The following is a 24454-nucleotide window of genomic DNA, read 5'->3' as shown; positions in this document are numbered from 1 at the left end:
GGACGGGCTCGAACGGCATGGGACAGGTCTGGCGGGGCGGGGGAGATCGGATGATGAAGCGCAGTGTGACTGTGGACGGATACCGAAACGGCAACGACGGCCTTGCGCCGCCCGCGTCCACGCAGACTGTCGGACAGCCTGCGCCCGCGCTTGCCGAACGTGGCAACGCCCATGGCCGCTTCGCCTTCGGACGTAACCTGACCCTGCTCGGCGCCATGCTGTTGTTTGCTGCGAGCCTGACCCTTCCGGCCATGGCCGCGACGCAAACCGTTGACCACGGCTGGCAATTCCGCCTGGTGCCCGGGTCGACCGCGGCGGTTGAACACCCCGGTGCCAGCATCTGGCATCCCGCCCAGGTGCCGGGTGCGGTGCAGACCGACTTGCTGGCGGCCGGCCTGATCCCGGCGCCGTACTACCGCGACAACGAAGCCAAGGTGCAGTGGGTCGGCCTGGCCGATTGGCAATACCGGACCACGTTGCAGGTGGATGCCGCGACGCTGCAGCAAGGCCACGTGGATCTGGTGTTCGATGGCCTGGATACCTTTGCCGACGTCAGCCTCAATGGCCATCCGATCCTGTCTGCCGACAACATGTTCCGGCGTTGGCGGGTGCCGGTGAAGAAACTGCTGCATGCCGGCGCGAACACGCTTACCGTCACCCTGCATTCGCCGATCAAGCGGCTGCAGCCATGGCTGCTCAAGCAGGCGTATGCGTTGCCCGGCGAGTTCGACTCGGCGTTCGGCGACGAACCCGTGGGCAAGCAGACCGCCAACTACGTGCGCAAGGCGGCCTACCAGTACGGCTGGGACTGGGGCCCGCGCATCGTCACCGAAGGCATCTGGCATGACGTGCGACTGCAGGGCTGGGACAGCCTGCGGCTGGCGGATTTCCACATGGCGCAACCGCACGTCACCGCCGACGTCGCGGAACTGCAGGCACAACTGGACATCGACTCCGACTCAGCCGGTCCGGTGCAGGTGACGCTGCACTGGCGCGCGCCGGATGGCAGTACGCAGTCGTTGCAGCACGAGGTCGTGCTGAAGGTCGGCGACAACCACGTTGCGTTGCCGCTGCGCATCGACCATCCGCAGCGCTGGTGGCCGGTCGGCTACGGCGCACCCAACCTGTACGACTTCCACGTGGATATCGCCCGCGGCGGCAAGACGCTGGCCAGCGCGGATCGCGAAACCGGCTTGCGCAGCGTGGAGCTGCGTCGGCAAAAGGATCAGTGGGGCAAGAGCTTTGAGTTCGTGGTGAACGGTGTGCCGATCTTCGCCAAGGGCGCGAACGTGATTCCGCAGGACATGTTCCCGAATCGCGTCACGCCAGCCCGCATCGACGCGATGCTGCAGTCCGCGCGCGATGCCAACATGAACATGCTGCGCGTCTGGGGCGGTGGTTATTACTTCGATGATGCGTTCTATGCCGAGGCCGACAAGCTGGGCCTGATGATCTGGCAGGACTTCATGTTCGGCGGTGCGATCCCGCCTTACGACGAGGCTTTCCGCGACAACACCCGGATCGAGGCGATCCAGCAGGTGGATCGGTTGCGCGACCATCCGTCCATCGTCGTTTGGGTCGGCAACAACGAGGTCGAAACCGCGTGGGAGTCCTGGGGCACAAGCCTGGATTTCAAGAAAGCGCAGGGCAAGGCCGAAAGCCAGCGCGTCGAGCAAGGCATGCGTGAGTTGTTCGACCACACCTTGCGCGACGTGGTCGCATCGCAATCACCCGACGTGCCGTATTGGCCGAGCACCCCCAGCAGCGACTACGACACCAAGGCCAACGTGCTGGACAACGGCGACTACCATTACTGGAACGTGTGGTCGGGTGACGCGCTGCCGGCCACCGCCTATCTGGGTGTGACACCGCGCTTCCAGTCCGAATACGGCCTGCAGTCGTTCCCCGCGCTGGCGACATTGCGTAGCGTGCTCAAGCCGGCCGATCTCTCCCTCGATTCGCCCGTGTTGCGCGCGCACCAGAAGTTCGACAAGGGCAAGGGCAACCAGCGCCTGCTGATGTACGTCGAGCGCGAGTACGGCAAGCCGAAGAATTTCGCTGCGCTGGTCTATCTCAGCCAGGTGATGCAGGCCGAGGGCATCGAGCTGGCCGCCGAGCACCTGCGCGCCTCGCGTCCGCAGACCATGGGCTCGCTGTATTGGCAGCTCAACGACGTGTGGCCCGGCATCACCTGGGCCAGCATCGACTACGACGGTCGCTGGAAGGCGTTGCAGTACCACGCGAAGCGCTTCTACGCGCCGCTGCGGGTGGTGCCGATCCGCCAGAATGGCCGCACGCAGGTGTCGCTGGTGTCCGATCGCACCACGCCGTTCGATGCGCAATTGCGCACGCGCGTATTGGACATGCACGGCAAACTGCTGCAGCAGCACGTGCAGGATGTGCACGTCGCCGCGCTAGCCAGCACGCGGGTCGCCGACCTGGCCGATGCGCAGCTGCTGCATGGCGCCGATTCGCATCGCAGCATGGCGGTGTTCGATCTGCTCGATCACGGCAAGTTGCTGAGTCGTCACGTGCTGTACTTCGACGTGGCCAAGGCATTGGACCTGCCCGATCCTGGCCTGCACGCAACGCTTTCGTCGGACGGCCATCAGCTTACGGTCAGCGCCAGGAACCTTGCGCGCGAAGTGTGGGTCGATTTCGGCAAGCTGGATGCGCGGCTTTCCGACAATGCATTCACCCTGCTGCCCGGGCAGAAGGTCACTTTGCAGGTCCACAGCGATGCCGATCCAGCCGCGTTGCGCCATGCCTTGCATGTGCGCAGCCTCGCCGGGGCCACGGTAGATACGCGGCCATGATGCCGGTCGGCGCCCTCGCCATGACTTGCGCGTTTGGTTTCGCGCTGGTGGCGGGGTGTGTCGATGCACGGACGCCGGACGCGCATTCACGTGCGGTGGCACTGGTGGCGAAGATGACGCTGCCGGAGAAAGTGGCGCAGATGCAGAACGACGCGCCGGCGATCCCGCGCCTGGGTGTGCCGGCCTACGACTGGTGGAGCGAAGGCTTGCACGGCATCGCCCGCAACGGTTACGCCACCGTGTTTCCGCAGGCGATCGGACTGGCCGCAAGCTGGGACACCTCGCTGCTGCATGCAGTGGGTACGGTGATCTCGACCGAGGCACGGGCCAAGTTCAACGCATCGGGCAGCGGCCGTGCCCACGGTCTGTTCCAGGGGCTGACCTTGTGGTCGCCGAACATCAACATTTTCCGTGATCCGCGCTGGGGCCGTGGGCAGGAAACCTATGGCGAAGATCCGTACCTGACTGGCCAGCTCGCCGTGGCCTTCGTGCGCGGCATCCAGGGCGATGATCCGCAGCATCCGCGCGCCATCGCCACGCCCAAGCATTTCGTCGCACACAGCGGACCGGAAGCCGGGCGCGACAGCTTCGACGTCGATGTCTCTCCGCATGATCTGGAAGACACCTACCTGCCGGCGTTCCGCACTGCGGTCGTCGATGGCCATGCCGGTTCGGTGATGTGCGCGTACAACGCCTTGCATGGCACGCCGGCCTGCGCCAATGCGGGGTTGCTGGACACGCGCCTGCGCAAGGACTGGGGCTTTGCCGGCTATGTCGTGTCCGACTGCGATGCCGTTGGCGACATCGCCTCGTACCATTATTTCAAACCGGATGACGTGCAGGCCTCGGTGGCTGCCGTGCAAGCGGGCACCGATCTCGACTGCGGCCACACCTATGCCAGCCTGGCGCAGGCGGTGCGCCAGGGCGACATCGCCGAGTCCGCGCTGGATGCCTCGCTGGTGCGCTTGTTCACCGCCCGTTATCGCCTCGGTGAACTCGGCAGCCGCGGCAATGATCCGTATGCCCGCATCGGTGCGGATCAGATCGACAGTCCGGCGCATCGCAAGCTGGCCTTGCAGGCGGCGTTGGAGTCGCTGGTGCTGCTGAAGAATGCGCACAGCACCTTGCCATTGCATGCCGGCATGCGTCTGGCGGTGATCGGTCCGGACGCGGATGCACTGGAAACACTGGAGGCGAATTACCACGGTACCGCGCGCCATCCGGTGACACCGTTGCAGGGGTTGCGCGCACGTTTTGGGGCCGACCATGTGGCCTATGCGCAAGGCGCGCCGATCGCGCTCGGCGTGTCGATACCGGTACCCGAGACCGCATTGCGCACAGATGGCGGCGCGGTGGGTCTGACCGGGGCGTACTACGGCAACCTCGATTTCAGCGGCACGCCGAAGCTCACACGTACCGATCGCGTGATCGATTTCGATTGGGATCGCGTCGCTCCAGCAGCAGGCCTTCATGCCAATCACTATGCCGTGCGCTGGACTGGACAGTTGATCCCGCCAGGACCAGGTGATTACGTGCTGGCCGTGCATGTCGATCGCTGCTTCGACTGCAGCGGCCACGATCCCGTGCGCCTGTACGTGGATGGCAAGCCGGTGATCGCCGATCACAGCGACGCAAGCGATCTCAAGGTCCAACTGCATTTTGCCGACAGCCATCCCCACACCCTGCGCCTGGAACTGGTGCACAGCGGTCAGGACCAAGGCGTGCGCCTGCAGTGGCAGGCGCCACCGGCCGCGCAATTGGCGGCCGCGGAACGCGTACTACACGACGCCGATGCCGTGGTCGCCTTCATCGGTCTGTCGCCGGATGTCGAAGGCGAGCAATTGCGCATCGACGTGCCGGGTTTCGATGGCGGCGATCGCACCGATATCGGTTTGCCGGCACCGCAGCGCGCACTGCTGGAACGCGCCAGGGCTTCCGGCAAGCCGTTGATCGTGGTGTTGCTGTCAGGCAGTGCCGTGGCGTTGGACTGGGCGCAGCAACATGCCGATGCCATCCTCGCAGCGTGGTATCCGGGGCAGGCCGGTGGCACTGCCATCGCGCAGGTGCTGGCGGGCGACTACAACCCGGGCGGCCGCCTGCCGGTGACCTTCTACCGGTCGACCCGCGACTTGCCGCCGTATGTCAGTTACGCCATGCAGGGGCGCACTTATCGCTATTTCGATGGCAGGCCGTTGTACCCGTTCGGCTACGGGCTGAGCTATACGCGGTTCACGTATGCGGCGCCGACGTTGTCGGCAGCGACGCTGAAAGCGGGCGGCACCCTGCAAGTCAGCGCCGAAGTGCGCAATGCCGGTCAGCGTGCCGGCGACGAAGTGGTGCAGGTCTATCTGGACACTCCGCCATCGCCGCTGGCACCACGTCATGCACTGGTCGGTTTTCGTCGTATCCACCTTGCCGCGGGCGAGCAGCGCCTGGTGCGTTTCACGTTGGCGCCGCGGCAGTTGAGTAGCGTCGATGCGGCTGGTGCGAGGGCAGTCGAGCCCGGTCAGTACCGCGTTTTCATTGGCGCGGGTCAACCCGGGCATGCCGCTGGCGTCGCGGCACATTTTTCCATCGACGGTCGCGAGGCGCTGGCGCCGTGACCACGAAAATCCTCCCACGAGTCCTGCCATGCTTACACGTCGAGACATGCTCAAACTGATCGGCAGCACTGCCGCCACCAGCGCCTTTGCGCTCACCACGCGAGGCATGGCGGCTGCAGTGTCGTCGGCATCGGGAGCGCTGATCAGCCACCGACCGCCGCCGGCCAAGCGCAAGTTCACCAGCGCGGCGGTGGAGCAGGAGATTGCGCGCATCCAGTCGAAGATCGGCGATCCCGAGCTGGCGTGGCTGTTCGGCAATTGCTACCCGAACACACTGGACACCACCGTGCATCTGGACACGCTGCACGGCAAGCCGGACACGTTCGTGGTCACCGGTGACATCGATGCAATGTGGCTGCGCGATTCCTCGGCGCAGGTATGGCCTTACCTGCCGCTGGCGGCAAAGGACAAATCGCTGCGCCGCTTGTTCCAGGGACTGATCCGGCGTCAGGCGCTGTGCATTTCGATCGATCCCTACGCCAATGCCTTCCTGCCCGATCCGCACGGCAAGACCACGCTGGACTGGGCACAGCACGATCTCACCGACATGAAGCCCGGCGTGGCCGAGCGCAAATGGGAAATCGATTCGCTGTGCTGGCCGATCCGGATGATGCACGGCTACTGGCAGGCCACCGGCGATCGCACCCCGTTCGACGACGACTGGCGTGCGTCGATGCACAAGGTGTTGGCCACCTTCCGCGAGCAACAGCGCAAGCACGGACACGGCCCGTACCATTTCCAGCGCAGCTCGGCGATCCCCACGGATACCGTGCCGCTGGGTGGTTACGGCAACCCGGCACGACCGGTCGGTCTGATTTTCTCGATGTTCCGCCCCTCCGACGATGCCTGCATCTATCCGCTGTTTGTGCCGGCGAATGCATTCGCGGTGGTTTCGCTGCGTCAGCTCGCGCAGATGTCGCACGCGCTGCATGGCGACCACGCTTTCGCCGCCGATTGCGAAGCGCTGGCCAGCGAAGTGGAAACGGCGCTGCAGCAGCATGCGTTGATCCGCGATGCGGACGGCACCGACGTATGGGCTTACGAGGTGGATGGCTACGGCAACCAGCTGTTCATGGATGACGCGAACATTCCCAGCCTGTCCGCGATGGCCTACCTGGGCTTCTGCAAGCGCGACGATGCGCGTTACCAGCGCACTCGCTCGCAGGCCTGGAGCACGCGCAACCCGTACTTCTTCAGCGGCACCGCAGCGCAGGGCATCGGTGGCCCGCACGAGGGGCTGCGCATGATCTGGCCCATGTCGATCATGGTGCGTGCACTGACCAGCAATGACGCCGGCGAAATCCGCCAGTGCCTGCACTGGCTCAAGACCACGCATGCCGGTACCGGTTTCATGCATGAAGCTTTCGATCAGGACGATCCGACCCATTTCACCCGGCCCTGGTTTGCCTGGGCCAACTCGCTGTTAGGCGAACTCATCGTCGACCTGGCTGGACGCCACCCCGATCTGCTGCGGCGCGCCTGAGCGCACCACGGTTTCTTCCCCCGATACAACAACCCATCCAGGAACAGGAGAACTCAGCATGGTGACCCGCAGACAATTCCTGCAAGGCGCGGCAGCCCTCACACTGATCGGCGGCGTTGGCCAGCAACGCGCCCTGGCCGCGGCCGTGGCCGGCATGCGCGGCACGTCATCGTCGGCGATACCTGCGACCCAGGGCGTATCGCGCTACGTCGACGTGTTCGTCGGCACTGGCGGTCATGGCCATACCTATCCGGGCGCCACGATGCCGTTCGGCATGGTGCAGCTCAGCCCGGATACCAACGATGCCGGTTGGGATGCCTGCTCGGGCTACCACCAGAACGACGGCTCGATCATGGGTTTCTCGCATACCCATCTCAGCGGCACCGGTGCCAGCGACATGCTCGACGTGCTGGTGATGCCGGCACAGGGGCCGGTGTTGCTGCAGCCGGGCGCACGTGGCCTGCCGGACAAGAACTATCGCTCGCGTTACGACAGTGCCGCGGTAGCCGCTGAACGATTGCCGCCCGATCTCGTCGGTATTCCCGGTCCCGGTTATCGCTCGCGCTACGATCGTGCCAGCGAGCAGGCGCAGCCGGGTTATTACCGCGTGCGCCTGACCGACCACGACATCCTCGCCGAGCTCACCGCCACCTTGCGCGCGGGTTTGCATCGCTACACTTTCGGCAAGAAAGGTTCCGGCCATCTGCTGGTGGATTTTGCGCACGGCTTCCATGACAACGCGAAGGTGCCGTGCAAGGTCACCGATGCCACGCTCAAGCTGGTCGGCAACGACACCCTGGTCGGCAGTCGCCGCGTGCATCAGTGGGCGAACGGTCGCTACATCCACTTCGCGATGAAGCTGTCGCGTCCGTTTACCAAGGCCGAGCTCTTCTCGAACGATGCGCAGGTATCCGGCGGACAGGCCGCCGGAACCAACCTCAAGGCCGCGCTGCATTTCAGCGATGCAGGTGACGCGCCGTTGCTGGCCAAGGTCGGCATTTCGGCAGTGGACATCGACGGCGCCATGCGCAACGTCGACGCCGAAATCCCCGACTGGAACTTCGAGCGCGTGCAGCGTGCCGCCGCCGATGCGTGGGAACGCGAGCTGGGCCGCATCCGCTTCGATACCTCCTCCGCAACGGTGCGCAGCACCTTCTACAGCGCGCTGTACCACACCATGCTCGCGCCCACCTTGTTCAGCGATGTGGATGGGCGCTATCGCGGCATGGACCTGAAGGTGCACCAGTTGGCCGAAGGCGAGCACAACTACAGCACCTACTCGCTGTGGGACACCTATCGCGCGCAGCATCCGCTGCTCACCCTGTACCAGAGCGAGCGCGTACCGGACCTGGTCAACGGCCTGGTGCGCATGTCACTGGAAAGCCCGGCCGGTCCGCCGGTGTGGCCGCTGCAAGGCGTGGAAACCTACTGCATGATCGGCTACCACTCGGTGGTGGTGCTGGCCGAAGCACACGCCAAGGGCTTCAAGGGCATCGACTACGCCAAGGCGTGGCCGGTGTATCGCAAGCTGGCGATGGATGAGGATTACCGCGGCCTGCCGTATTACCGCAAGCTCGGTTACATCCCCAGCGACAAGGTGGACGAGGCGGTCAGCAAGACCCTGGAATATGCCTACGACGACTGGGCCATGGCGCACCTGGCCGAGGCCGTCGGTGCGCACGACGACGCCAAGGTGCTGCGCAAGCGTTCGCAGAATTATCGCAACGTGTTCGATCGCAAGATGACCTTCACGCGTCCGCGCGGCGAGAACGGGAAATGGCTGGAACCGTTCGATCCACGCGGCATGGGCCACTCCAGCAAGTGGCGCGATTTCACCGAATCCAATGCCTGGGAAGCCACCTTCCTCAACCAGCACGACCTGTACGACTACATGAAGTTGTTCGGCAGCGAAGCGGCGTTCGAGAAGAAGCTGGACACCTTGTTCACCACCAGCTCCGAGTTGCCGCCGGATGCGCCACCGGACATCGCCGGCATGGTCGGCCAGTACGCCCACGGCAACGAGCCCAGCCATCACGTGGCTTACCTCTACGCCTACACCGGCGCGCACTACAAGACGCAGTCGCGCGTGCGCATGTTGCTGGACACCATGTACCGCGCCGCTCCCGACGGCCTGGCCGGCAACGAGGACTGCGGGCAGATGAGTGCGTGGTACGTGATCAGCGCGCTGGGCCTGTACGCCGTCGATCCAGTCAGCGCGCACTACGTATTCGGCAGCCCCTTGCTCGACAGCGCCGAGGTTGATCTGGGTCGCGGCCGCACGCTGGCGGTGGTGGCGCATGGCAACGGTCCGGACAAGCCTTACATTCAGTCGATCACCTGGAACGGCAAGCCCTGGACGAAGAGCTGGATCAGCCATGCCGAGCTGGCGCAAGGCGGCACGCTGGCCTTCACCATGGGCGCCACGCCGAACAAGAAGTTCGGCGCCGCACCGGCGGACCGTCCGCCATCGTTCGGTGCCGCCGCTACCGCGTGAATCCCCCGTAGGAGCGCAGCCTGTGCGCGAAAAGCTCTTGGCTGGTTATCGCCAAAAGCCTTTCGCGCACAGGGTGCGCTCCTGCAAGATGCGCTTACCTCTGCAACCGATAAACACTGGTATGCAGCGAGCTCACGCCAGCCTCAACGAACTTCGGCTGCGAGACGAGAATGTCGCGTCGTTCGATCAGGCCCACGTTCCAACTGTGACCAAACAGTGCGTCGACGTTGCCGGCATCGACAGAAAACGGCGGCCCGTCCATTTCCTGTTGCGGGTAGTCCAGGGTGATCATCAGGCCGCGACAGCCCCTGGGTAGTCGGCCGTAAACCTCACGTGCATAGCGTTCGCGCAAGGGCGGGGGCAGGGCGATCACGGCGGCGCGGTCATACACCGCATGGCAACTGGCGAGGGTGGCGTCATCCAGCGCAAACACGTCGCCCTGGATGATCTCGATGCGACCGGCCACATGATGCACGCCCAGTAGCGACTCGTGTCGTTCCGGCGTCAGTCGTTGTTCGGCGAAGAACTGCTCGATCGCCAACGGCGACAACTCCACACCCAGCACGTGGTGGCCTTGCGCCGCCAGCCACGGCATGTCCAATGTCTTGCCGCACAGTGGCACCAGCACGCGGCTGTCCGGCGGCAGTGCCAGGGTCGGCCAATGTCTCACCAGCAGTGGCATCGGCTGGTCGCGATGAAAGCCGGTTTGGCCTTCGCGCCAGCGTTGCAGCCAGAATTCCGTTTGCATGGGTTACTCCGAGGCGTGGGGAAATTGTCGGCCACCTTATCAATGCGTCCGGCAAACGCGTGTGTTTGTGTTGAGGGGAGACGGGCTTCATTCAGCCCTTCGCCGAAGCCTGCGTCAGGCTTCCCAAGCAAGCATGATCTTGCCGATATGCTCGCTGCTTTCCATCAAGGCATGGGCCTGTGCGGCCTCGCCCGCAGGCAGCACGGCATGGATGACCGGGCGCACCTTGCCGGTCTCCAGCAGTGGCCAGACCTGCGCATGCAGTTGCCGGGCGAGTTCAGCCTTGAAGGCCACCGGGCGTGCACGCAGCGTGGAGCCGGTGAGGGTGAGCCGGCGCCGCATGATCGTGCCGGCATCGATCTCGCCCTTGGCGCCGCCCAGCGTGGCGATGAATACCAGCCGCCCGCCTTCGGCGAGGGCATCGATTTCGCGCGGGATGTAATCGCCGGCGACCATGTCCAGGATCACATCCACGCCACGGCGATCGGTGGCCTGTTTCACCACCTCGACGAAGTCCTGCTCGCGGTAATTGATCGCCAGCTCCGCGCCCAGCTGCTCGCAAGCGGCGCATTTCTCCGCATTGCCGGCGGTGGCGAACACGCGATGGCCCAGTGCATGGGCCAACTGGATCGCGGTGGCGCCGATGCCGCTGGAGCCGCCCTGCACCAGCAGGCTTTCGTGCGAACCGCCTTCGCCATGGCCAAGCTGGCCACGCACGAATACGTTGCTCCACACGGTGAAAAAGTTTTCCGGCAACGCCGCGGCCTCGATCATCGAGAAACCCTTCGGCACTGGCAGGCATTGCACCAACGGCGCAACCGCGTATTCCGCGTAACCGCCGCCGGCGAGCAAGGCGCACACGGCATCGCCGGGTTTCAGGCCGAACGGGTTGGCCGCAGCGAAATCGCCTTCGACCAGCGTGCCCGCCACTTCCAATCCCGGCAGGTCGGACGCACCCGGCGGCGGCGCGTAATGCCCGCGTCGCTGGAAGACATCCGGCCGATTGACCCCGGAGGCTGCGACCTTGATCAACACCTCGCCCGGTCCCGGTTGCGGTCTGGGTCGCTGCACGGGTTGAAGCACGTCAGGTGTGCCGAAGCGGGTGATCTCGATGGCTTGCATGGTGGGCATGGGGATTCCTGGTCGGCTCGGTGATTCAGATCAGTCTGGTGGCAGCGGCGACCGTATCAAGCCCGACATCATGCCGATGTGTCGAACGCTTCGTTTGATGTGCGGGCGTTCATTCTCCTTCCCTGCGCGCAGGGGAGGGTTGGGGTGGGGTAAAACCAGTTCGCCGCAAAGCTCACCCCCTCCCAGCCTCCCCCTGCTTGCAGGAGGAGGGGCGACGGTATCGCAGCGTTCACTCTCCCTTCCCTGCACGCAGGGGTGGGGTTAGGTCATGCTGCCGTATCCACCAGCACCAGTTCGGCATCTTCCAGCGCGGTCACGCGCAACACGGGCTCGTTGCGAATCGCGGCGCCGTCGCGTGCATCGATCCGCACACCGTTGACTTCCACCACCCCGCTGGCAGGTACCAGATAGCCGTAGCGACCTTCCGCCATCGCATATTCGACCGTTTCGCCGGCTTTCAACGTGGCGCCGAGCACGCGCGCATCGGTGCGCAGGGGCAGGGCGTCGGCGTCTTGTTTGAATCCGCTGGCCAGTACCACGAAGCGGCCGGAACGCTCGCCCTTCGGGAACGGTCGCGTTCCCCATGACGGCGGCTGGCCTGCGCTGTCGGGGATGATCCAGATCTGGAAGATGCGCGTGGCTTCCGCTTCGTCGTTGTATTCGGCGTGGGTGATGCCACTGCCCGCGCTCATCACCTGCACATCGCCGGCGACCGTGCGACCGACGTTGCCCAGGCTGTCCTTGTGGCTGATGGCGCCTTCGCGCACATAGGTGATGATTTCCATGTCCGCATGCGGGTGCGGCGGGAAGCCAGTGTGCGGCGCGATGGTGTCGTCGTTCCACACGCGCAATGCACCCCAGCCCATGCGCGCGGGATCGTGGTAGCCGGCAAACGAGAAATGATGCTTGGCGTTGAGCCAGCCGTGGTCGGCTCCGCCGAGGCGGTCAAAGGGGCGACGATCAATCATGGGAAAACCTCCGTGGATGCTTCGCCACAGCATGAGGCTCGGTGTCGTGCGAGGGAACGGACACGGGACGAACGGATTGTTGCGCGAATCGCGCCATTCCCGGCGGCTACGTCGCCCGTCATCACGGGACTGAACGGTGACGGGCGCGAAGCTGGAAATTCCCTCCGCGGAGCCGCATATTCAGAGATCGGCCATTCAGCGTTTTGCGGAGGTTCCCATGGCTACCGGTTGGGCCGGCGACGGCGCCGTACAGGACCAGATCGACGCCACCGTCAGCGATGCGGTGCAGCGTGCGCGGCAACAGCTGCGCCAAGGGCCCGGGCTGGCCCATTGCGAGGAATGCGACGCCCCGATTCCCGAAGCCCGCCGCAAGGCGGTGCCCGGCGTGCGCCTGTGCGTGGCCTGCCAGCAGGCGCAGGATGCCGAACGCAGTGCCGGCCTCTACAACCGTCGCGGCAGCAAGGACAGCCAGCTGCGCTGAAGCGCTTTCGGGCTTGCTCGGTTCAGCCAAGAGCCAAGTCATGGCTCCTGCATCAGTGAGGCATCAGGCTTTCAGGCCGACCCGCGTGCGGTACGGCGTCCGCGATGCCCGCTCATCTCGCTACCGGCATCGTGGGCGAACTTGAGGTGCCAGCGCGTGGCGCACAGCGAGATCAGGGTGACCACCAGGAAGGCGATGGCAAAGTCGCGCTGGCCGAGCTGGCTGTGGTGTTCGGTCGCCATGCTCAGCTTGAGGATCATCGCCCCGCTGCACACACCGACCGACAGCATCAGCTGCTGCAGCGTGGTGTAGAAGCTGTTGGCTGCGCTCATGCGCTCGGCCGGCACCGCCTCGTAGGCCACCGTGTTGTAGGCGCCGAACTGGAACGACATCGACGCACCGCACACCATCAGCAGCACGAACATCAGCGCGAACGGCCAGTCCGGCTGGAAGAACGCACACACGGCATAACTCATGCTGGACAGCACGCCGTTGATCACCATGCCGCGACGAAAACCGGTGCGCTTGAGCAGGGCCGGCGTGGCGCTGCGGATGAGCAGCGCGCCCAGCGATGTCGCCAGGATCAGCTGGCCGCTGCGCACGGCCGACATGCCGAAGCCGATCTGGAACATCAATGGCAGCAGGAACGGTTGCGCGCCCTGGGTGATGCGCATCAGCGCGCCGGAAATCACCGACAGCCGGAACGAATCGATGCGCAGCAGCGAAAGATCGATCAACGGATCGCTGCGTCGCCGGGCATGCCACAGGTAACCCATGCAGGCCGCCGCTCCGACCGTCATCAGGCTCAGCGCATGCGGCAGGTTGGCGCTCTGGCCCACTTCCTCGAAACCGAACAGCAGGCAGCCCAGGCCCACGCTGCACAGCGCGAATCCGCCCAGGTCGAAACGCGACGGACGCGCGGCGCTGGGGATGTACGGAATGAACCGGCGCACCAGCCAGAAGCCGAGCATGCCGATCGGCACGTTGATGTAGAAGATCCAGCGCCAGTCGAGATACTGCACGATGAAGCCGCCCAGCGGCGGACCGATCAATGGCCCGAGGAAGGCCGGCACCAGGGTCCACGACATCGCCGAGACGAAATGCTTGCGCTCCACCGCGCTGAGCAACACCAGCCGCCCGATCGGCGCCATCATCGCGCCGCCTGCACCTTGCAGCAGGCGCGCGGCCACCATCAACGGCAGGCTGTGGGTCAGCGAGCACAGGATCGAGCCCAGCACGAACACGATGATCGACCCGCTGAACACGCGCTTGGTGCCGAAGCGATCGGCCACCTTGCCGCTGATCGGAATGAGCACGGCCAGCGCCAGCAGGTAGCTGGTCATGGCGATGCTCATGGCCGGGGCGCGCACGTGGAAATCGCGGGCCATCGTGGGCAGCGCCGTGGCCAGCACGGTCGCGTCCATCTGCTCCATGAAGATGGCGCAGGCCACGATCAGGGAAATCACGCGGTAATCGGGAAACGCCGGCGTGGGGAGAGCCGTGGCGTTCGCCTTTTCCTCGGTGTGCAGACTCACGAAAGGTTCCTGGAAACAGCCGCAGAGAGCCGTCACCGACTGGGGTGGTCGGCATACGGAAACGTGCGAATGCCACAACGCATCGGGGTGGTGCGCTGCAACATAACGAATTGTCCACCGTTGTCATGTCCGCGACAAGTACGACCAAAGGCGAAGAGGGCATGTTTCAGCAGGGCGTCTGGCTGCCGTTCAGATGGATGGCGCTGGATTGGCTCCTCCCCCTGCCCGCAGGGGGAGGTTGGGAGGGGGTGACGCTTTTATCCCCAAGCCAAAAGCACCCCTCCCCAACCCTCCCCTGCGCGCAGGGGAGGGGGCGTTCAGCTCGCCCTTCGAGGCACGTGGACAGCCTGCTCCGGTATGACAAGCCAAAGCGTGGCGAATGCCGTTTCCAGTGCCAATTCCTTATTCGCCCTCGCTGCCAATCCCGTCCAGCTCGGCCAGCACCTCGTCCGCAAGCACCAGCTCGGCCGCGGCAAGGTTTTCCCGCAGATGCCCCAGTGACGACGTGCCCGGGATCAGCACGATGTTCGGCGCGCGTGCCAGCAGCCAGGCCAGCGCCACCTGCATCGGCGTCACGCCCAGCTTTTCGGCCACGGCCGACAAAGTGCCGGACTGCAACGGCGTGAACCCGCCCAGCGGGAAGAACGGCACGTAGGCGATGCCTTGCTGGCCCAGCGTGTCGATCAACGCGTCGTCGTCGCGGTGCGCGAGGTTGTAGTGGTTCTGCACGCAGGCCACTTTGGCGATGCGCTGCGCTTCGGCCACCTGGGTTGGCGTGACGTTGCTCAGGCCAAGCTGCCGGATCAGGCCCTGCTGCTGAAGCTTGGCCAATACCGTGAAGCGTTCCTCGATCGATTCCTCGCTGGGTTCGTGGATGTTTCCCATGATGCGCAGGTTCACCACGTCGAGCACGTCGACGCCGAGGTTGCGCAGATTGTCGTGTACCGCCTTCGTCAGTTCGGCCGGACTCTGTGCCGCATTCCACGACGCATCGGCACCGCGCGTGGCGCCCACCTTGGTCACGATCACCAGCTCGTCCGCATACGGATGCAGGGCCTCGCGGATCAGCTGGTTGGTTACGTGGGGACCGTAGAAGTCGCTGGTGTCGATGTGGTTCACGCCCGAGGCCACGGCCTCACGCAGCACGGCCAGCGCGGTGGCATGATCTTTCGGCGGCCCGAACACGCCGGGCCCGGCGAGCTGCATCGCGCCGTAGCCCATGCGGGTCACCCGGCGATCGCCCAGGGAATAGCTTCCGGATTTGCTGATGTCAGTCATGGTGGTTCCAGTGAGGTGGGGAAGGAGCGCAAGTACAGCATCACTATAGGCGTTGACCGCCTGCACGATAATCCGCTCAAATCAGCACGGGTTGTACGGAATTTCGCACAATGGCAATCGACCTCCAGGAGCTTTTCGCCTTCCTCGCCGTGGTGCAGGCGGGCGGTTTTCGCGAAGCGGCGCGCAAGAGTGGCCGTTCTGCGTCGAGCCTGAGCGAAGCCGTGCGACGCCTGGAAACGCGTCTGGGTGTGCGCTTGCTCAACCGCAGCACCCGCAGCGTGATGCCGACCGAGGCCGGCACGCGCCTGGTCGAGCGGCTGGTGCCTGCGCTCGGTGAGGTGGAGGCATCGCTGGATGTGGTCAACGGTTTCCGCGATCGACCGGCTCGTGCTTCCTGCCATCGTCACGCCGTTCCTCAAAGCCTATCCCGACATCCGGCTGGAAGTGATCGTGGAAGACAGTTTCGTGGACATGCTGGCGTCGGGCTGCGATGCCGGCATTCGCTATGACGAGCGGCTGGAGCAGGACATGATCGCCGTGCCCATCGGCCCGCGCTTCCAACGCATGGCTACCGCTGCCGCACCGGCCTATCTCGATGTGCGAGGCCGACCGGAACATCCCCGCGACTTGCTTGACCACGCGTGCCTGCGAGGGCAGTTTCCCAGTGGATCCATTCCCACTTGGGAATTCGAGCGCGATGGTAAGGTGCTACGAGTCGACCCCAGCGGACCGTTATTGGTGCGTATTGGCGCGGCGGTGGATCTAGCCATTGCAGCTGCCATGGATGGCCTCGGCATCATCCATCTGTTCGAAGAATGGTTGCGTCCGCATTTCGACAGCGGTGCGCTGGAGCCTGTGCTGGAACCGTGGTGGCAGACGTTCTCGGGCCCGTTCCTCTATTACCCGGGCCGTCGGCATCTTCCGTCGCCACTGCGGGCCTTTGTTGATTTCATCCGCTCGCAGTGAGGGCGATTTACAGCGGAGGTCGAATTATCCCGATAGGGAAAATATGCGTTGATTTCTGGCTTTGGCAGCGCTATGTTCCCGGTCGGGAATATTCGGTAGGAATACCGTCATGAGCACGGTTTTATCCCGGTCGGGAAAATCGATGTCGCGGGACATGGCGCCTATTGCACACGCCATTCGCGAAGCCCGGCGCCGGCATGGCCTGACCCAATCCCAGTTGGCGGGCCTCTCGGGAACCGGGCTGCGCTTTATCAGCGAACTTGAGCGCGGCAAGCCTAGCGTTGCCATGAACAAGGTGCTGGCAGTCTTGGCGGTGCTGGGCTTGCAGGTCCTGGTTTGCGAAACCCATGCAGGTGACGAGCCGTGACCACGCGGTTGCATGTGCGCCTGTTCGGTCGCCATGTCGGTGAATTGGCGATGGTCGGTGAAGTTCGCGCGCCCGAAGACTGGCGTTTTGCCTATGCGCCGGATTATCTGGACGGCGATGCACCGGTGCCATTGTCGGTCAGCCTGCCATTGCAGGCCGAGCCGTTCATTGGTGCAGTCGTGCGCAACTGGTTCGGCAATCTGTTGCCCGAGGGGGCGGTACGCGAAGCCGTTGCGGCGCGATTGCGTATCCAGGTATGGGACGATTTCGAGCTGCTTGCAGCCATTGGCGGTGAGTGCGCTGGTGCGGTCAGCGTTACCGTACCGGGTGCCGCAGCACCGGCCGCATCGGAGTCGGCGAAAGATCTGGAAACACTGCTTGCTGCCGTGGGAAATGACGTGGGCGAGGCATCGCTGGCGCTTATCGGCGCGCCGCAGCGTCTGTCACTGGCCGGCGCACAAGACAAGATCGCCGTGGTGCAGGAGGCCGATGGCTCGATACGGCTACCCGAGATCGGTGAAATCACCACGCATATCCTCAAGCCTGAGAGCCTGCGTATTCGCGGCCTGCGTGATCTGGAAGCCTTTGGTCTGGCACTGGCGCGGGCCTGTGGCTTGCGTGTTGCGTCGTCGTCGATCCTTATGCTGGCGGGCCACAAGGCGTTATTGGTCGAGCGTTACGACCGGCAAAACGATGCACACGGCCATCGCGCACGTTTGCATCAGGAAGATTTCTGTCAGGCGTTGGGTTATCCGGGCGAGATGAAATACGAAAGCCATGGCGGCCCAAGTCTGGCGCGTTGCGCACAGCTCATTCGGCAGGAATTGCGGCTCGGTCCGGTTGCCTTGCAAGGCTTGCTCGACTGGGTGGTCTTCAACGCGGTGATCGGCAATGCCGATGCCCACGCGAAGAACCTCGCGCTGTTGTGCGGCCCGGATGGCCGTCGCCAGCTTGCCCCGTTCTACGATCTGGTTCCGACGCTGGCTATCTCCGAACAACTGGTGGAACGTGCGCCGGCGCTGCGCATCGGCCACGCCGAACGCATTGATGCCATCAGTCACGATGACTGGCGCCTGTTCGCTCAAGCCACTGGCTACGCGCCGCGCTTTGTACTGGCGCGGGTTATCAAACTGGCGGGCCTGGCACAGCAGCACAGCGAGTCCGTAGGCCAGGAGTTGATGGAACAGGGCGCCGATGTCTCGCGTATCGCGAACGTGCTTCAGGTCATCCAGCAGAACACCGAACGCTTGCGCGCCACGCTGGTCTCAGTGAACAACTGATCTCCTGGCTGAAGGCCCCGCATCGCATGGCCTTTCCTTTGCACGCAGAGATGCGGCCACCACGCATTCATGCAGCGCACGGTGCGATTGCGCGACACTTCATCTCTTTGCCCCCACAAGGCGCACGACCTTGCCCCACTTGTTCGTAAATCGGCGCCTGCAACGGCTGTTGGCCGCGGCCGGCTGCATGCTGGCGATCCCTGCCATGGCGAAAACGTCCCCGGGTTTCGCTGGCCCGCTCACCGTCCACCTGCGCAGCGACCGCATGACGCTGCGCATGGCCAAGGCGCCGCAGCTTTATCTTGCGGGCACGATCAATGCCGCTGCCGTGGCGCAGGTGCAACAACTGTTGCAGTCCGGGCGCTTGTCGCCGGGGACGGATGTCTATCTGGATTCGTCCCATGGCGATGTCGCCTCGGGCATGGCGTTGGGCAAGCTGTTCCGGAATGCCCGCTTCAACACCCATCTGGGCGCCTGGCGCAGCGGGAGTTGGCGCGCGAGCGGATCATCCGCGCTCCCGGCTACCTGCCTGGATGCCTGCGCCTACGCGTATCTCGGCGGCGTGTACCGCTGGTCGCCCAGCGGTGCCGATCGCATCGGCCTGCACGAAAACCTGTTGCCGGATCGCACCACCACGGCGCCCGGCACACCCCCGCCGCAACAGTTGCGCGACTACATGGCGTCGATGGGCGTGCGTCCGGTGTACTTCGCGCAGGTCAGCCAGCTGGTGATGAACGGCATCGCCTGGTGGAACACCGAAAAAATGGCGCCGTGGCTGGTGGCCAATAACGGCCGCCTGCCGCCCACCGCGTCGTACCGGAAAGCCCCCGGCGTACCGGTGCTGACCTTGACCCAGGAGGTGCGCGGCAATCGCAGCCTGATGGTGCTGCAATGCGCATCCGGCAAGTTCTCGTTGACGGCCCGTTACGTGCAGAGTGACTCGTCCGCCGAACGCCTCGCTCCACGCACCATGTACGCCTATTTCGAAGTCGGCAAACAGGCGCTGGGCATGCGCCAGGGCGCGCGGCCGAAAGCGGATGGCGATGCGCTGGTTTTCACCCGCGAGCTGCCCTTCACGGAGCTGGATACCGTGCTGCGCGCGCCCTTGCTGGCCGCGCGGATCGAAGTGATGGGCAGTCCCGTGCGCCTCGGTTTCTGGCTGGACCCCAGCGTGGTAGCACCGCAGACCCGCGCGTTCTACGCCGATTGCCAGGCACTGCAGCCTGGTTACGTGCCGCCTCCGCCAGAAACCAAGCCGGCCAAGCGTTCGCTATGGAAGCGAATCAAGGGCGTGTTCAAGTAAGTCTGATTTCAGGGAGCCGCTTGCACAGCAGCAAGAATGCGACCCGCAAACTCCGAGAACATGTTTCGAATGCTTGTCGCGGGAGATAGGGCCCGGTGGCTGGCAGTTCTCGTGGGTGTCAATTCCAAGGCTGCTGCACTGTACAACTGACGCTCTACCAGTCGTTCGCAAAGTATTTGGTATCGGCGGGCATATGAGGCATCCCGAAATTCCTCGAATACTGGAAAGTGTGGTTCGTCACAACGGACAGATCGCATGGATGCGTCGCATTCTTCGAGGAGCATGAGCCACGCCAGAAAGGGAGGCCGCGGGTCTGACTGGATCACCGGATTCAGCAGCGCCGGCGAATGTTCCTTCACCTGTTGACGGCTTCTTGGGATACCGCCGTAGGCGCCATGATGATGGGCAACCCAAAGATCGGCAGCCGACCCGATTACTTCCTCACTGCGATTGTTGAAGTTGTTTCCGAACGAGCCTACCTGCGACTTGAACTCGAAGACGCCTAGAAGCCGTTTTTTTTGGACAACCAGCACATCCCAGTTCTTGGTAGCACGGAAAAAACCGGGAAGAACCACCTTCGACTTGCGCACATGCACTGTATCTTCGGGCAGGCCACAGTGCTTCACGACGGCACGGACAATTTCAATGAAGCCATCCATGTTCTTGCCGCCGATTACGGCGCTTCGACCGTCTCCCAAGTCGGAGTTGGCGGCGTTGCCATTGCGGGTGTGCCAGAACGCATGGACTGCTTGTTGGGTGAGCTGATCAAACGAGGGTGGCAGCAGGCTGATGGTCATCGGGCCAGTCCCTTTCCGACCCGTGCAGTGTCGGCAATCTCGCGCGTACGTCGCGCCTCCGCGACATCCAACTCGTACAGTTCAAATACCGGCATGTCTATTTCATCCTGAAGCCTTGTCGAGGATACGGCGATCAGCCGTTCGCGCATCAACCCGTTGACGTTGCGCCAGTGGGGAATGCGTATACGACGCAGGTACTGCGCTTGGAATCGCAGGAAGCCCCCTGCCATGCGGGTGCAGTAAGTCGCTACGGTCATCAGTGTCAGGGATGAACGGAGCACAGTCTGCAATGCTCGCAGGTCCCACTCTTCAGAAGTGATGAAGTAGAGGTTGTGGTGTGGGTAGTACTTTCCATCGTCGATGACGAAGACACCTTCGCCCTTGATGTCAGGCACCAGCAATTTGGGTGTTTCAAGCAGGCCGGGTTGGATACGGTCGATGGTGCGATACCAACTATCCGGATTGCGCTGGGCGATATGGCGATTGGACACGCTGTCTCGGTGTACATCCAAATAATGCTTGAACTGTGGAAAGGCATCCAGCGAAACGAGTTGTCCTGATGGCTCGAATGGGTTCAGCACCCCTTTGCCACCCCAGCAAATGGTGCCATCAACGAGATCACGCGCCATCACCAGAGGAAGCTTGCGGTTAGATTCCACTGGCAGTGCGTCCAGTGCGCCGATGAATACCCGATCACAACCGGTGGCCACACCAATGCCGACTTTGCAGCCAGTTTGTTCGAGTGTCGGAAACTCGCGCTCGATCCGGCGCAGCAATGCCAGACGAGGGATGTCATCGAGCAAAAGTGGCGCCGATCCAGCGGCGCCGAGTTTGAATTTCGCTATCGCAACAGACCCCTCAGTAGTACCAGCAAGTAGTTCAGCGACAAGTTCTGGCAATGATTGTGCTGCCACCGCCTCGACTCTGGCGGCGAGGGTCAGATTGCTGACTGCGGATTCATGTGCCGCCACGCGTTGCAGCACAGTAATGGCTGGGTAGGCGATTACGTCCGAGTGAAATGCATCGGCACCTTCCATGTCGATGAAATATTTCAGCCAGTAGTCATTCGTGATCTTTTCGCGGAGCGGCCCCCCATAGCGGTTTTTCAGCCAGCGATTGGCACAGATGTAACCAAGGGTGCCACCGTCAGTCAGCAGGTCCAGCGCCCGTTCAAAAAACGGCACGTAAAGGTCTGCGCGATCGTATAGCGTGCGGAAGCGTCGGCGATACTCGCTCAGAAGAGCCGTCGGAATCCGCTCCTGACGAACGTAAGGCGGGTTGCCAACGACGAAGTCGAAGCTACCCTCGATTCGCGTCAACAGGAAATCGTCACGAATTAGCCATGATTTGCAGAGCGCGTCGGCCTCGTCCACGGACATGCCATATCCGACGAGTTGAATACGCAGCTTTTCTGCCGTCCTGTCGAACGTCGCCGTATGCAGCTCCACCCCGGTGATTGCGTTGTGCAATGTCTCAAGCGCTTTTTCTGGATGGCCACCATCGTTGAGAAACGCCGTCCACAAGCGCTGCACCGCACACAGCAGGAAATCGCCTGCCCCGAAGGATGGTTCCAGCAAGTGCATCCGATGCAAGGGGCGGTCGTAACTGTAACCGCAGAGATCGAGGATGGCGTCAACGACTTCAGTACGGGTGAACACGGCACCTCGTCCTGTCTCATCATGCACGGCCATGCGTGAAATGGCGGCCTCGATTTCAGGTGCCCTTTCGGTGTGATCAAAGAGGTCAAACAAAAGATTCATGAGAGCAATGGTGAGGTGCACGTAAGCGCCTGTCCAGCGGCGCTTATAGTCGTGTGGACGACTCCATATTCATCTGTGGCTGTCTCTTACGTTGAGATGGAGTCCAGAAACAGCATGAACGGGGCTAGGATGCTCCCTCCACCGCCACTTCCGCAAACCTCTCCCTCAACCACTGATGCCTCGCATCATGCTGCGCACTCGGATGCCAGGCCATGGCGATTTCGAAGGGTTCCATCGCAAACGGCAGGGGCAGGATGTCGAGCAGGGTGGTGTATTTCTGTAGCAATCGGCTGGGTAGGGTAGCGATGCAGTCGCTGTCGGAGAGCACCAGGGCGACCTGGTTGTAGCTGGAGACGGTGACCACCACTTTGCGCGTTTTCGACAGCGCGGCCAGCGTGTCGTCGACGGAGCTGCTGAAGTCGCCGTTCTGCGACACCATGATGTGGCGCAGGCCGCAGTAGTCGTCGAGGCTGGCGTGGCCCTTGCCGCGCGGGTGGTGTTTTCCCTGCGCCATGCTGAAGCCGTCGCGCAGCAGAAAGCGCGCTTTCAGTGCTTCGGGCACTTTTTCGGAGGCGCCGATGTAGAGATCGATCTCGCCACGCTCCATGCGTGCGGTGAGGCCTTCGCGCGGCGGCGCCACGAAGCTGATGCGCAGGCCCGGGGCTTGCTGCGCCAGCATGGTGCTGAGCGCGGTAACGCCGATGATGGTGAAGATGCTGTCGTTGCTGGCGACCACAAAGGTGCGTTGCGCGGTGGCCGGATCGAATCCGGATTGGGTGTTTACCGCGCTGCGCAAGCTGCTCAGCGCCTGGCTGAGTCGTGGTTGGAGTTCCAGTGCGCGCGGCGTGGGCACCATGCCGCGGCCTTGTTCGGAGGGCACCAGCAGCGGGTCATCGAACAGCTCGCGCAGGCGGCTCAGCTGCCCGGATAGCGCCGGCTGGCTGATATTCAGGCGGCGGGCCGCGCGGGTGACGTTGAGCGTGTCCAGCATGGCGTCCAGCGAGATCAGCAGGGGCAGGTCGGAACGCTTGATATCCACGCGGGTGATACCTCGTATAGGGAATGCCGACTCACGCTGAGGCCGATGGCGCGCCTATCGTTTCGATGTCGGAGCAGACCGCAGCGTAGTGGGACACACCCCCACGGCACCAATGTCATTCCTTCATGACGCGCTGTGGTGGGCTCCGTACTCCATCAGGGTTTCGAAAACTGCCGTCATCCCGGCGAACGCTGGGGTCCAGCGCCTTCCTGCGCTCTTGAAGGCAAAAGCACTGGGTTTCTGCTTTTGCAGGAATGACGGGAAAAGCGGTTTTTCGAGGCTCTCCTTCTGCCATCTATCGGAACATGCTCATGAATACCTCCAAGCAACATCTCGTTCTTGCTGCCGTGCTAACGCTGTCGGCCGCCATCGGCGGTACCTTCGCACCCGTCGTCCCTGCTTATGCCGCGTCAGCCAGCACCGCAGTTGCGGCCACCGTGCCGATGCCGGATTTCTATCCTTACCGCGTGGGCAATTTCGAGATCGTGGCGCTTTCCGACGGCACCGTGCCGCTGGATCTGCATGCACTAATGAAGGATGCGCCGAAGGGCGTGGTCGACAAGCTGCTGCATCGGTCGTTCCTCACCAATCCGGTGGAATCGTCGATCAACGGCTTCCTGATCGACACGGGCACGCGGCTGATCCTGGTGGATACCGGTGCGGGTGACCTGTTCGGCCCCGGCGCCGGCGGCAAGCTGGTCGCCAACCTGAAAGCCGCCGGCTATGACCCGGCACGCATCGACGATGTGCTGATCACCCATATCCATCCGGACCACAGTGGCGGCCTGGTTCACGACGGGCAGCGGGTGTTTCCCAACGCGACGGTGTTCGTGGGCAAGCCGGACGTGGACCTGTTCATGGACCCGGCCCACCAGAATGGCGTGGATGGCTACGACAAGTCGTATTTCCACGAAGCGGTGCTGACCTTGGGGCCGTATGCGAAGGCCGGCAAGCTGAAGCCGTTCAGCGGCGTGACACAAATCCTCCCCGGCATCGAAGCCATCCCCACGCCGGGGCACACGCCGGGCCACAGTTTCTACTTGGTGCAAAGCCAGGGACATTCGATCGAATTCGTGGGCGACTTGGTCAATTCCGAAGCGGTGCAGTTCCCGCAACCCGGCATCACCACCAGCTTCGATTTCAACCAGAGCGGGGCGGCCGCGCAACGCATCAAGCAGTTCGCGAACCTGGCCGGCAAGCGCGAGTTGATCGCTGCCGCGCACCTGCCTTTTCCGGGCCTTGGACATATCCGCAAGGCGGCGGTTGGCTGGACATTCGTGCCGGTGGATTACCGCAACCGCGCGGGGAAGTGATGCGGCACACGCGCTTGCCGTGAGGCAGGACGAATGCGTGGAAACAGCAACGGCGCCGTAGCGATATGGCGCCGTTGTTTGTTCTCGCAGAA

17 protein-coding genes and 2 pseudogenes are annotated in these 24454 nt (G+C 63.5%); 11 read left to right on the top strand and 8 right to left on the bottom strand.

From position 1 onward, the window contains the following. Nucleotides 1–215 precede the first annotated feature (215 nt). The 5 genes and pseudogenes from AB7849_RS09785 to AB7849_RS09770 all read left to right on the top strand — a co-directional run bounded on the left by AB7849_RS09785 (nucleotide 216) and on the right by AB7849_RS09770 (nucleotide 9396). Nucleotides 216–2816: a beta-mannosidase gene (locus tag AB7849_RS09785; protein ID WP_439822716.1), complete on the top strand. Its 2601-nt coding sequence runs from the start codon at nucleotides 216–218 to the stop codon at nucleotides 2814–2816. Beyond that, nucleotides 2813–3730: pseudogene (locus AB7849_RS19540) on the top strand (glycoside hydrolase family 3 protein); the annotation flags it as partial. The gene AB7849_RS09785 and the pseudogene AB7849_RS19540, both read left to right, overlap by 4 nt. 228 nt (nucleotides 3731–3958) lie before the next feature. Continuing rightward, complete coding sequence (locus AB7849_RS19535; protein WP_439822715.1) at nucleotides 3959–5419, top strand: glycoside hydrolase family 3 C-terminal domain-containing protein; 1461 nt, start codon at nucleotides 3959–3961, stop codon at nucleotides 5417–5419. A gap of 28 nt (nucleotides 5420–5447) precedes the next feature. After that, the gene (locus AB7849_RS09775; protein ID WP_037100451.1) at nucleotides 5448–6902 is read left to right on the top strand and encodes a glycoside hydrolase family 125 protein; all 1455 of its coding nucleotides are present in this window, start codon (nucleotides 5448–5450) and stop codon (nucleotides 6900–6902) included. Between the two features lie 58 nt (nucleotides 6903–6960). Next, the gene (locus tag AB7849_RS09770; RefSeq protein WP_008212857.1) at nucleotides 6961–9396 is read left to right on the top strand and encodes a GH92 family glycosyl hydrolase; all 2436 of its coding nucleotides are present in this window, start codon (nucleotides 6961–6963) and stop codon (nucleotides 9394–9396) included. 94 nt (nucleotides 9397–9490) lie between these two features. Here the strand turns inward: AB7849_RS09770 and AB7849_RS09765 are convergent, their stop codons facing one another. The 3 genes from AB7849_RS09765 to AB7849_RS09755 all read right to left on the bottom strand — a co-directional run bounded on the left by AB7849_RS09765 (nucleotide 9491) and on the right by AB7849_RS09755 (nucleotide 12243). Next, complete coding sequence (locus AB7849_RS09765; protein WP_008212858.1) at nucleotides 9491–10144, bottom strand: thiopurine S-methyltransferase; 654 nt, start codon at nucleotides 10142–10144, stop codon at nucleotides 9491–9493. 114 nt (nucleotides 10145–10258) lie between these two features. Continuing rightward, a complete protein-coding gene (locus AB7849_RS09760) occupies nucleotides 10259–11266 on the bottom strand; it encodes an NAD(P)H-quinone oxidoreductase (RefSeq protein ID WP_008212860.1) in 1008 nt (335 codons plus the stop codon). 275 nt (nucleotides 11267–11541) lie between these two features. Further along, nucleotides 11542–12243 (bottom strand): pirin family protein, encoded by a 702-nt coding sequence (locus AB7849_RS09755; protein WP_008212862.1) that lies wholly within the window; start codon nucleotides 12241–12243, stop codon nucleotides 11542–11544. Between the two features lie 217 nt (nucleotides 12244–12460). Between AB7849_RS09755 and AB7849_RS09750 the strand changes: the two genes are divergently transcribed. Next, nucleotides 12461–12724, top strand: coding sequence for a DksA/TraR family C4-type zinc finger protein (locus tag AB7849_RS09750; RefSeq protein WP_008212863.1), 264 nt, complete (start codon nucleotides 12461–12463; stop codon nucleotides 12722–12724). Nucleotides 12725–12795: 71 nt separating this feature from the next. Here the strand turns inward: AB7849_RS09750 and AB7849_RS09745 are convergent, their stop codons facing one another. Further along, nucleotides 12796–14259 (bottom strand): DHA2 family efflux MFS transporter permease subunit, encoded by a 1464-nt coding sequence (locus AB7849_RS09745; protein WP_008212864.1) that lies wholly within the window; start codon nucleotides 14257–14259, stop codon nucleotides 12796–12798. Nucleotides 14260–14661: 402 nt separating this feature from the next. Next, complete coding sequence (locus AB7849_RS09740) at nucleotides 14662–15537, bottom strand: aldo/keto reductase family oxidoreductase (protein WP_008214562.1); 876 nt, start codon at nucleotides 15535–15537, stop codon at nucleotides 14662–14664. Between the two features lie 110 nt (nucleotides 15538–15647). Between AB7849_RS09740 and AB7849_RS09735 the strand changes: the two are divergent. The 4 genes and pseudogenes from AB7849_RS09735 (at nucleotide 15648) to AB7849_RS09720 (ending at nucleotide 19453) form a co-directional block, all read left to right on the top strand. Further along, nucleotides 15648–16503, top strand: a pseudogene (locus AB7849_RS09735) (LysR family transcriptional regulator). A 109-nt stretch (nucleotides 16504–16612) separates the two neighbouring features. Continuing rightward, entirely contained in the window at nucleotides 16613–16870 is a 258-nt protein-coding gene (locus tag AB7849_RS09730; protein WP_008214569.1) for a helix-turn-helix transcriptional regulator, read from the top strand. Further along, nucleotides 16867–18150 (top strand): type II toxin-antitoxin system HipA family toxin, encoded by a 1284-nt coding sequence (locus AB7849_RS09725; protein ID WP_008214571.1) that lies wholly within the window; start codon nucleotides 16867–16869, stop codon nucleotides 18148–18150. The genes AB7849_RS09730 and AB7849_RS09725 overlap by 4 nt, the downstream gene beginning before the upstream one ends. 205 nt (nucleotides 18151–18355) lie before the next feature. After that, the gene (locus tag AB7849_RS09720) at nucleotides 18356–19453 is read left to right on the top strand and encodes a hypothetical protein (protein WP_157618184.1); all 1098 of its coding nucleotides are present in this window, start codon (nucleotides 18356–18358) and stop codon (nucleotides 19451–19453) included. Nucleotides 19454–19461: 8 nt separating this feature from the next. Here AB7849_RS09720 and AB7849_RS09715 read toward each other — a convergent pair whose 3' ends face one another. From AB7849_RS09715 to AB7849_RS09705, 3 genes are all read right to left on the bottom strand, one after another. Beyond that, nucleotides 19462–20250: a PaeR7I family type II restriction endonuclease gene (locus AB7849_RS09715; RefSeq protein ID WP_081491832.1), complete on the bottom strand. Its 789-nt coding sequence runs from the start codon at nucleotides 20248–20250 to the stop codon at nucleotides 19462–19464. Further along, entirely contained in the window at nucleotides 20247–22031 is a 1785-nt protein-coding gene (locus AB7849_RS09710; protein ID WP_369501014.1) for an Eco57I restriction-modification methylase domain-containing protein, read from the bottom strand. Before AB7849_RS09710 ends, AB7849_RS09715 begins: the two co-directional genes overlap by 4 nt. 103 nt (nucleotides 22032–22134) lie before the next feature. Then, entirely contained in the window at nucleotides 22135–23049 is a 915-nt protein-coding gene (locus tag AB7849_RS09705; protein ID WP_369501013.1) for a LysR family transcriptional regulator, read from the bottom strand. 311 nt (nucleotides 23050–23360) lie between these two features. Between AB7849_RS09705 and AB7849_RS09700 the strand changes: the two genes are divergently transcribed. Next, nucleotides 23361–24362, top strand: a complete 1002-nt coding sequence (locus AB7849_RS09700) for an MBL fold metallo-hydrolase (protein ID WP_369501012.1) — start codon at nucleotides 23361–23363, stop codon at nucleotides 24360–24362. Nucleotides 24363–24454: the final 92 nt, after the last annotated feature.

Source organism: Rhodanobacter sp. FW021-MT20 (assembly GCF_041107475.1).
GTDB lineage: Bacteria > Pseudomonadota > Gammaproteobacteria > Xanthomonadales > Rhodanobacteraceae > Rhodanobacter_A > Rhodanobacter_A glycinis.
The sequence above is the reverse complement of the archived record's forward strand: the minus strand, read 5'-3'. Positions and strand labels throughout refer to the sequence as shown.